This window comes from Bradyrhizobium sp., assembly GCF_049691595.1.
Lineage (GTDB): Bacteria > Pseudomonadota > Alphaproteobacteria > Rhizobiales > Xanthobacteraceae > Bradyrhizobium.
This window is the reverse complement of the sequence record NZ_JBAVNZ010000285.1, coordinates 1-8,218: the sequence shown is the minus strand read 5'-3', so window position 1 is coordinate 8,218 and position 8,218 is coordinate 1. Positions and strand designations below refer to the sequence as shown.

Annotated in this window: 11 protein-coding genes and 1 pseudogene; 5 read left to right on the top strand and 7 right to left on the bottom strand. The window is 65.0% G+C overall.

The features are described from left to right. Together WCE35_RS12865 and WCE35_RS12860 are read left to right on the top strand one after the other, a co-directional pair. Positions 1 to 252, top strand: a 252-nt coding sequence (locus WCE35_RS12865; RefSeq protein WP_424593726.1) for a TSUP family transporter, incomplete at its 5' end; no start/stop codon positions are given. Between the two features lie 43 nt (positions 253 to 295). Further along, positions 296 to 958, top strand: a complete 663-nt coding sequence (locus WCE35_RS12860) for a DsbA family protein (RefSeq protein ID WP_424593725.1) — start codon at positions 296 to 298, stop codon at positions 956 to 958. Between the two features lie 67 nt (positions 959 to 1,025). On the opposite strand, the gene WCE35_RS12855 is transcribed toward WCE35_RS12860, so the two are convergent. From WCE35_RS12855 to WCE35_RS12830, 6 genes are all read right to left on the bottom strand, one after another. Continuing rightward, positions 1,026 to 1,232, bottom strand: coding sequence for a hypothetical protein (locus tag WCE35_RS12855; RefSeq protein ID WP_424593724.1), 207 nt, complete (start codon positions 1,230 to 1,232; stop codon positions 1,026 to 1,028). A gap of 160 nt (positions 1,233 to 1,392) precedes the next feature. Next, a complete protein-coding gene (locus tag WCE35_RS12850; protein ID WP_424593723.1) occupies positions 1,393 to 2,256 on the bottom strand; it encodes a hypothetical protein in 864 nt (287 codons plus the stop codon). A 9-nt stretch (positions 2,257 to 2,265) separates the two neighbouring features. Beyond that, positions 2,266 to 3,597, bottom strand: coding sequence for a hypothetical protein (locus WCE35_RS12845; protein ID WP_424593722.1), 1,332 nt, complete (start codon positions 3,595 to 3,597; stop codon positions 2,266 to 2,268). A 133-nt stretch (positions 3,598 to 3,730) separates the two neighbouring features. Next, positions 3,731 to 3,976, bottom strand: a complete 246-nt coding sequence (locus tag WCE35_RS12840) for a hypothetical protein (RefSeq protein ID WP_424593721.1) — start codon at positions 3,974 to 3,976, stop codon at positions 3,731 to 3,733. 93 nt (positions 3,977 to 4,069) lie between these two features. After that, on the bottom strand, positions 4,070 to 5,155 hold the full coding sequence (locus WCE35_RS12835) for a phospholipase (protein ID WP_424593727.1): 1,086 nt from the start codon (positions 5,153 to 5,155) through the stop codon (positions 4,070 to 4,072). A gap of 64 nt (positions 5,156 to 5,219) precedes the next feature. Further along, positions 5,220 to 6,191, bottom strand: coding sequence for a S1C family serine protease (locus WCE35_RS12830; protein ID WP_424593720.1), 972 nt, complete (start codon positions 6,189 to 6,191; stop codon positions 5,220 to 5,222). Positions 6,192 to 6,505: 314 nt separating this feature from the next. On the opposite strand from WCE35_RS12830, the gene WCE35_RS12825 reads away from it, so the two are divergent. Beyond that, on the top strand, positions 6,506 to 6,763 hold the full coding sequence (locus WCE35_RS12825; RefSeq protein WP_424593719.1) for a hypothetical protein: 258 nt from the start codon (positions 6,506 to 6,508) through the stop codon (positions 6,761 to 6,763). Next, positions 6,711 to 7,238, top strand: a complete 528-nt coding sequence (locus tag WCE35_RS12820; RefSeq protein WP_424593718.1) for a hypothetical protein — start codon at positions 6,711 to 6,713, stop codon at positions 7,236 to 7,238. The genes WCE35_RS12825 and WCE35_RS12820 overlap by 53 nt, the downstream gene beginning before the upstream one ends. A gap of 31 nt (positions 7,239 to 7,269) precedes the next feature. Here WCE35_RS12820 and WCE35_RS12815 read toward each other — a convergent pair whose 3' ends face one another. Continuing rightward, positions 7,270 to 7,827, bottom strand: a complete 558-nt coding sequence (locus WCE35_RS12815; RefSeq protein ID WP_424593717.1) for an HNH endonuclease — start codon at positions 7,825 to 7,827, stop codon at positions 7,270 to 7,272. A 182-nt stretch (positions 7,828 to 8,009) separates the two neighbouring features. Here WCE35_RS12815 and WCE35_RS12810 point away from each other — a divergent pair. Next, positions 8,010 to 8,218 (top strand): annotated as a pseudogene (locus tag WCE35_RS12810) (tripartite tricarboxylate transporter substrate binding protein BugD); the annotation flags it as partial.

Genomic DNA, 8,218 nt, shown 5'->3' with positions numbered 1-8,218 from the left:
AACGCGGTCAGTTCCTCGCTGGTGGCGGTGACCGCTTTCGGCCTGACTACCGCGGCCAGCTATGCCTGGTCCGGCCTGGTCTCGTGGGCTCTGGCGGGTTTATTCATTGCCGGCGGCATGATCGGCGGATTGGCCGGCACGCGCTCGGCACGCCACCTGTCGGCGCGGCGCGGCGCGCTCAATATTGTGTTCGCCGCGGTCATTATTGCGGTGGCGCTCTATATGCTGGCGCGCAACTTGTCCCTATCTTGAGCGTAGACAGGCGAGGCGCCAGGGAGACCATTCGGTACCGGAAATGAACCATTCGATCACATCGGGACGCACCCGGCGCGAAATGCTGGGCTTGCTCGGCGCCGGCGCGGCCATGCTGGGCGCCGGCATGGTGCCGCACCCGGCGCGCGCGGCGGTCGACGAGGAGAAGGTGCTGACGGAAGCGCTGGTATTGCGCGACCCCGATATCCCGGTGGCCGGCAATGCTGACGGCAACCTCACCATTGCCGAATGGTTCGATTACAATTGCCCCTATTGCCGCAAGATCGCGCCCGAGATCCGCCAGGTGGTGCAGGATGACGGCAAGGTCCGGCTGGTGCTGAAGGATTGGCCGATCCTGGGCGAGGTGTCGAAGATTGCGGCGCGGATGGCGCTGGCGAGCAAGTACCAGGACAAATTCCTGCAGGCGCATGAAGCGATGATCGGCGTCAATTCGAAACTGACCGAGCCGCGCATCCGCGAACTGCTGTCCGGCGCGGGTATCGATATGGATCGCCTCAAGCGCGACCTCGCGGCCAACGCCAGCGCGATCGACGCGATCCTCGCGCGCAACAAGGATCAGGCCGAGGCGTTCGGCTTCCGGGGCACGCCGTCCTTCATCGTCGGCAAATACCGGGTGCCCGGCGTTCTGACCATGGCGCAGTTCGAGCAGGTCATTGCCGACGCGCGCAAAGCCAGGATGAACTAGCTTTCGCCCATCGAAAAAGCGCCCTCGCCAGAGACAAGGGCGCCCTTGATCCGACGCGAACGCGCGGCTACTTCGACGAGATCCTTAACCAGTCGTCATGGGCGCGCACTTTCAGCGCCTGCCAGCTGCTCGCCGCGACATCCCAATTGACGATGGTGCGCTTGACCTGCGCCCCCTGTCCGTTGGCGACCGCCGAAGTCTCCATGGAATCATAGGCGTAAACGCCCGCGAGCAGCAGCAGCGCGCCCAGGATCATTCCGAACAAAGTCCGCATGGCATTCTCTCCGATGATGGCTGACGACGTGGTCGATGGCGGCCGGTTTCCGGCCCAGGGCTTACCGTATCGCAAGGCTTGGAGCGAAGTGGGCCGTTCGCGTGGAGAAAAAGCGTCAAAAGAAGGATTGGTCTCGGGCCCTTTTGGAGCCGAAGCGGCGTTATGATCGCGTCTTCCTTGGCTCGGATGGCGCAGGCGCGGTGACACCAGGTGCAATCGACACCGCCGCCGTCACCAGGTTGAGCGATTTCAGTTCATCCGGCCTGAATGCGAACAGCTTGTCGTGCGGCGTCTCCATCGCATGCAACCAGACCTCCGGGCTGATGCCCATGTTGGCGAGATAGCGCTGGCAGCGCGCGGAGATGTTTTGCGCCACGCTCATCTCGTCGCGCGGAGGGGCGCCGGCCGCGGCGGCGATCGCGGCCACCTGATGAACGCCGATCACGGCCTTGTCGCCGGCACGCCGCTCGACGCCGCCGGCGAACATCAGCGGACACGATGAGGCGCAGTATCTTCCGGTGTCGACTTCGGTCGCAAATCCCTTCTCGCGGATCAGCCGCCCCATCGCCAGCGCATCGGCAACCGAGCCGCCCGGAGAATTCAGCACCACGGTCTTGATGTAATCGCCGCGTTTGTCGACTTCGGCGGCGAAGGCTTGTGCAATCCCCGGCGTAATGGTGCCGGTCGCCACCAGCTTGCCGCCGCCGGTCAGCTCGAACGTCATGGGCTTTGCGAGCACCCCATCCGGTTGCGGCAGCGGGGTGAGGCGTCGGTCGCCCGCGGGCAAGAATGGTGCGAGGATCGACGGCACGACGCCTGGAAGCTCGAGCGAAGGCGCGTCCCGTTTGATCTCGCCCGGTGCTGCCGCGGGATCGGCATCGCTGATCCAGCCGTTCATGCCGGCGAGGTCGGCAGCGAGCACGGCAACAGTGACCGTGACGATGCCGCGAAAAAGCCAGCGCAGCACGGCATCGTCCGGATTGTCCGACAGCCAGGCGTGGAAAAATTGCCGCGGGGCCAGCATGGCGACCTGCTACTTGGTATGCCGCGCCGACGACAGCGTGGTGACGTTTTCGTCGCTCGCCACGGTCGGCCCGGCAGCACGTTCGGCGGCGGTCCTGGTCTTGCTCGGGACTGACCGGCGTGCATCCTCGACTTCCCGCGCCATCCGCAGCGCCGCGACCATCTGGCTTGCGGTCATGTCGGACGCATTGACCGCCGGAAGCCCCTCACGCCGGATGGCGGCGTGCACCACGCACAGGATCAGGACCAGCACCGCCGGCATCAGGTCGATCGAGATCGCGCCGGCCCAGCTTGGGATGAAATCGCCGGCATAGCGCAGCACGGCCTCGGCCGACGACAGGGTCTGAAACCGCGCGGGTTCGACCCGCGGCGTCGCCAGAATCTTGTCCGCCGCCGCCGCCAGCGAGGCCGCCTGCACCGCGATCGAGCTTTCGACCTTGCCGACGACGGCAATCTGGCGGTCGGCAAGATCGGAGTTGCGGCCTCCGGCGGCCGGCGCGATGAAGCCCGACGACAGCGAGGCCGCGGCGCGCTTCACGGCGGCGGCGACCGAGGTCTGCTGCAGATTGGCGATCACGCCCATCAGCGCCAGCGATTCGGCCGCGAAGGCGTCGCTGCGCGCCGCGATCGGGCCGCGCTCGGAAATCAGTTCGCGCATTTTGGCGAGGCTTTTGCCGCCCTGCTCGTACAGCGCCGAAACGCGCTTGCCGGAGGCCTGGACTTCCTGGCCGAGACTGTCGAGTTGCCCGGACAGCTGGGTCAGAAGCTGCACCACGGTACCGGATCCCGCGGTGCCCGTCAGCGAGCCGGTGCGCTCGGCTTCGGCCAGCTTGGCAAAGCGCGAGGAAGCGAGCTGGATATCCGGCAACAAGCCCTGCGCGGCGATGGCGTTGCTGTTGGCGGTATCGAGATCGCGGGTGTAGTGCTCCACGGTGATGGCGAGATGCTGCTGGATGGCGGCGGCTCCCGCCAGCGCCGAGGCGTTGAGCCATGATGACATCGCCACGATCATCAGCGATCCCAAGAGCATGCAGCCGAACATCAGGCCGCGGCCTTTGCGATCCGTCACATGCGGCATGAACTGCATCATGAACACCCAGAATGCGTAGATGCCGACCGACACCGCGACGGAATAGATCACCGCGGCGAAGAACACCGTGGCCGGGCTGCCGTTGAGCAATTCGCGAACGCCGAGATAGGTGTAGACGCCGGCCGCGAGCGCGAGGATCGCGGTGGTCAGTTTCAGCATGACTTCGAGCCGCGCGACCGCTTTCGACAGCGGCAGCGCGCTGGAAGCGCGCGGCGGCGGCGCCTGTGATGCGGAGGCCATCTTGGGAGGCATGGGAATCCTGTCGCGGTTTCGTGAAACCGCCCTTAACCAACGGCCCCGTTTGTCGCCAAGCCGTTCCCTTGTAGGGGGAACTCCGACGATATTATGTCGGGCAGGTAGAAAATCACAGCCATATCGGCCATTCTTACACAGATTGGCCAGTAACCTGTTGACAGATGTGATCGCCCGGTTTGGCCGCAAATACCTCTGATGCCGGCCGGTCGACGGGCAGCCATTTTCCGAAGCTCGCATCATCCTGCAGACCATGAATCGTGGAACTCACGACGATATCCTCCTGCCGGAGCGGATGGTTGGTCGTTCGCGTCTGGTCGAAGTCATGCGGCACGCCGAGCCGGGCTGGATCGACGATCGCTGCTGGGAGTTCCGGCACGGGTAATGGCTGTTTGCGACGGGCGCGGCGATCCCGGACAAGCCGCCTCGGAGAGCGTTGCTCTGACCGAGCCATTTGTGCGCCAAGGCCTGATCAGTCCCCGCGCAGCCAGCTCAGGATCTCGGCGTTGATCTCGCGCGGGTAGCAATGGCTGAGATCGTCGAGCTCGCGGTAGGTGACGTCGGCGCCGGCCGCCGACAATGCCCGTTGCGTCTGTCGCGCCACCTGCACCGGAAACATCCAGTCGAGCCGGCCGTGCACGATATGGATGGGAAGGCCGCGCAGCCGCTCCGCATCGGCCATTTCCGCCATCAAAGGATGGAAGGTCGCGGCGACCGGGGCGAGGTGGGTGAACGGGGAGGCGCGCTCCAATCCCGTCACATAGCAAAACGTGCCGCCGTCGCTCATTCCGGTCAGCAGCATCCGTCCGGAATCGATGTTCCAGCGCGACCGCACCGAATCGAGGATGCGGGCGAGGTTCGGCGTGTCGGTGTCGTTGCCCATCAAGGCCCAGGTAGTTTTGGTCGAACCGTCGCCGGTCGCGGTCGGCGCCACCAGGATCGCGCCGCGGCTGCGCGCGTCGCGCAGCCAGCTCCACAGGAAACCGCGGCCGTTGCCGCTGCCGCCATGCAGGGCCATCACCAGCGGCCAGCTCCGCTCGGGCGTGTAATATTCGGGCACATAGAGCGAGAAGCCGCCGCGGCTGCCCGGCTCGTTGTGGTCGTGAATGATCCCGGTGTCGTCACGGGCCGGCGCCGCCAGCTGTGCCAGCAGCTCGGCGTCCTCGCGAAGCGAAGGGTCTATGAAGAAGTGGCTGACCGGAGGCAGTTTCGCGACCAGCGGATAAAGCGCCTCCTGCGCGCGCGGGGCGTGGCGCAGCGCGCGGAACACCGCGACGAAATCGCCATTGCCGCTCTGGACTGCGCGCAGGCCTTGATAGGCGGCGAGCGCGGCGTCGCTCGCGGCTTCCAGCGCGGTCTTGATGCCGACGAATGGGTCGGGCCACTGCGCCAGTCGCGGGCGAACGGCGGCCAACGCCTCATCCGGCACGCCGGCGAACTCCATCACGCGGTCGAAATCCGGCGGGTTGAGATAGCGTGCGATGAGTCCGAGCGCTTCCAGCGACTGCAACAGCGGCGGCAGCACGGCCACGATCTCCTCCACCACGGCCTCGTTCATCGCCGGCGCCTCGCCTCTGATCTGTTGCAGCACGGTCAATTCAGCGCGCGTTAATGCAGCCTTCTCAATGCAGCCTTGGCGCCTTCAACAGTTTGGCGCGATCGGTCGAGGTCAGCACCACGTCGAAGGTGACGCCCTCGTGATAGACGGTGAGCGGCACGTCGACGCCGGCCGGTCCGAGCGACCACAGTTTTCGGTAGAAGCCGGCCTGGCTGGTAACCTTTTCGCCCTTCAGGGCGAGGATCACGTCGCCGGTCTTGAGTTCGGCGCGCGCCGCGGGTCCCCTGCCGGCGATGCCGACCACGACGACGCGGTTGTCGATCTCGGTCGAGTACATGCCGAGCCACGGCCGCGACGGCTTGTTGACGCGGCCGAATTTTCGCAGGTCCTCGAGCACCGGCCCGAGCAGGTCGATCGGCACGATCATGTTGACATGCTCGGCCTGGCCGGCGCGCTCGCGTTCGAGCTGCAACGAGCCGATGCCGATCAATTCGCCGCGGCCGGAGATCAGCCCGGTGCCGCCCCAATTGGGGTGCGCGGGATGGGTGAAGATGGCTTCATCCAGCAGATATTCCCAGTAACCGGCAAATTCCTGCCGGGCGACGATCTGGCTCGCCACTGACCGCGTGCGGCCGCCGGCGCCGCCGAGCACCACGTTGTCGCCGACAAGCGCCGCGGCCGAAGAACCGATCGGCAAGGGATCGAGGTCGAGCCGGCCGAGCGCCTGCACCAGGCCGAAGCCGGATTCGAAATCGAAGCCCAATGCATGGCCCTCCACCACGCGGCCGTCGCCGCGATGCAGCCAGACGGTTTCCGCCTCGGTGATGAGATAGCCGATGGTCAGCACCAGCCCGTCATCGATCAGCACGCCGTTACCGGCGCGCTCGGTGCCCAGCGTCTCCGCGCTGAAGGCGTCGGGGGGAATGATCGAATGCAGCCCGACCACCGACGCCAGCGCGTGATCGAGATCGAAACCATAGTCGCCCGGGCGGGGTTGGTTGGCCGGCGGCACTTTCCATTCGGTCAAAGAGGGCATGGAGGGTCTCCTGGCCTGCGGCGGTGGTATCTCAAGTAAATCCGAGCTTTCGCCGGCGGGGAAGTCGAAATCGATGCGCAGCAGGCGGTTATGATGTTCGACTATGTGGCGCTGTTTTCGATTCCCGCAAGGCGAAGCGGTCACGGGAGCCCGCGGCTGACGGGCGCTCAGTCCGCCGTCGCGCGCGACGGCATGATCCGGAACCCACGGTTTTCCCTCAGCCATGCCGCGCGTCAGCAGCGTGCGGCGGACTTTTCCGGAATCGTCGCGCAAGCCCACGCTGACGATCTCGAAACTTTCCGGATGCCAACCGCGTGGTCGAAGACACGGACAGGATCGAGAGCGACCTTAACGACGCGGTCGGCCTCATGAAGGTGACAAAACTCTCCACCGGGCAGCAGCTCGCCGACCTGCTGAAGGAGTACTATCCTAACCTGCCCGGAATCATCGTTCCAACGATGAGCCGGCGCATCAAAGCCAAGATTGAGACGATGCTGGATGCATATCGAAGAGCGGAAAATGAACCTGATCCGACCTGGCACGCTGGCACAGGTCCTGCAACTCGTCCGTAACGGCGAGAAGCTCAGGTTTTGCCTGGCAGGCTTCCTTGACGACTTCTACGGGGATACCGCGAAAGTATCGCGCATGCGTCGTATCGCTGGTGATCCGGGGCTGACGGACGATCTCAAGATGAACGCGCTTTTGGGAGCCGTCGGAGAGCACTTGGCGATCCGCTGGAATCTTGGAACCCCGCCGACATGGACGAACCAGCCGGAGCGTTTCCTGGAGCGGCCCTGGTTCATGGGTCACGAGCGCATGAAGGGTTTCCTGCTCGCGGAGAGTCCCCTGGCCTTCAGACGGCGGTTTATCTTCACGGAAGCCGAGCCGTTGCGGCGGGCGCGCATGCCAAGAGACGGGCGCTGGTGGGCTTATGAAACCATCCGGAGCGGACTGGCGCCAACGTCCGAGGAACGGGCGGAACTCGAAACGGGCGCAGGCACCTGCAAGCTGATGGTTTCGTCGTCCGAGGTCGAAGGCGATGATTGATATCAGTCTCACGAGAAGCCGCGCCCGCCTCTTACGGATCGAGCTCGGTATCCCAGTATAAATAATCCAGCCAGCTATCGTGCAGATAGTTCGGCGGGAACAATCGCCCGTTGCGATGCAGCTGATGCACGGTCGGCGCGAACGGCGTCTGCCTTGGAAACATCCGCGCCTGCTGCGGCGTCAGATTGCCCTTGCGCAGGTTACAGGGCGAACACGCCGCGACCACGTTCTCCCAGGTGGTCTGGCCGCCCTTGCTGCGCGGGACGATGTGATCGAAGGTGAGATCGTCGGCGGCCGAGCAATACTGGCAGACGAAGCGGTCGCGCAGGAACACGTTGAACCGGGTGAAGGCGGGGTGCGTGGACGGTTTGACAAAGGATTTCAGCGACACCACGCTGGGAAGCTGAATTTCGAAGCTGGGGCTGCGCACCGCGCGGTCGTAATGTTCGACGATATTGACACGGTCGAGGAACACCGCCTTGATCGCGTCCTGCCACGACCAGAGCGACAGCGGATAGTAACTGAGCGGCCGGAAGTCCGCGTTCAGCACCAGCACCGGCCAACCGCCTTGCGAGACATGTGCGTTCAACCTGACGCTCCTGACCCCCATATTGGCTGCGAAGCAGCATAGGCTGACATACTACAGGCAGCGTGACGGGATTGTGAAGAGCGTTGAAGGCCTTATCCAGCGGGGCGGCCTGCGCGGCAAGCGTGGTTTTCGCGCCCGGTTCGAGGCGATCGGAGGACCAAATGCGTCGATGGCGGGCCGTCATGGCGGGTGTTCTACTCGGTTCGGCGCCGGTCGGCTTGATCCAGGCGCAGGATTACCCCACGCGCCCGATCACCATGATCGTGCCGTTCCCGGCCGGAGGCGCCACCGACACGCTGGCGCGGCTCCTGGCGGAGAACATGCGCGCCATTCTCGGCCAACCCATTGTGATCGAGAACGTGGCGGGGGCGGCCGGCAGCCTCGGGGTCGG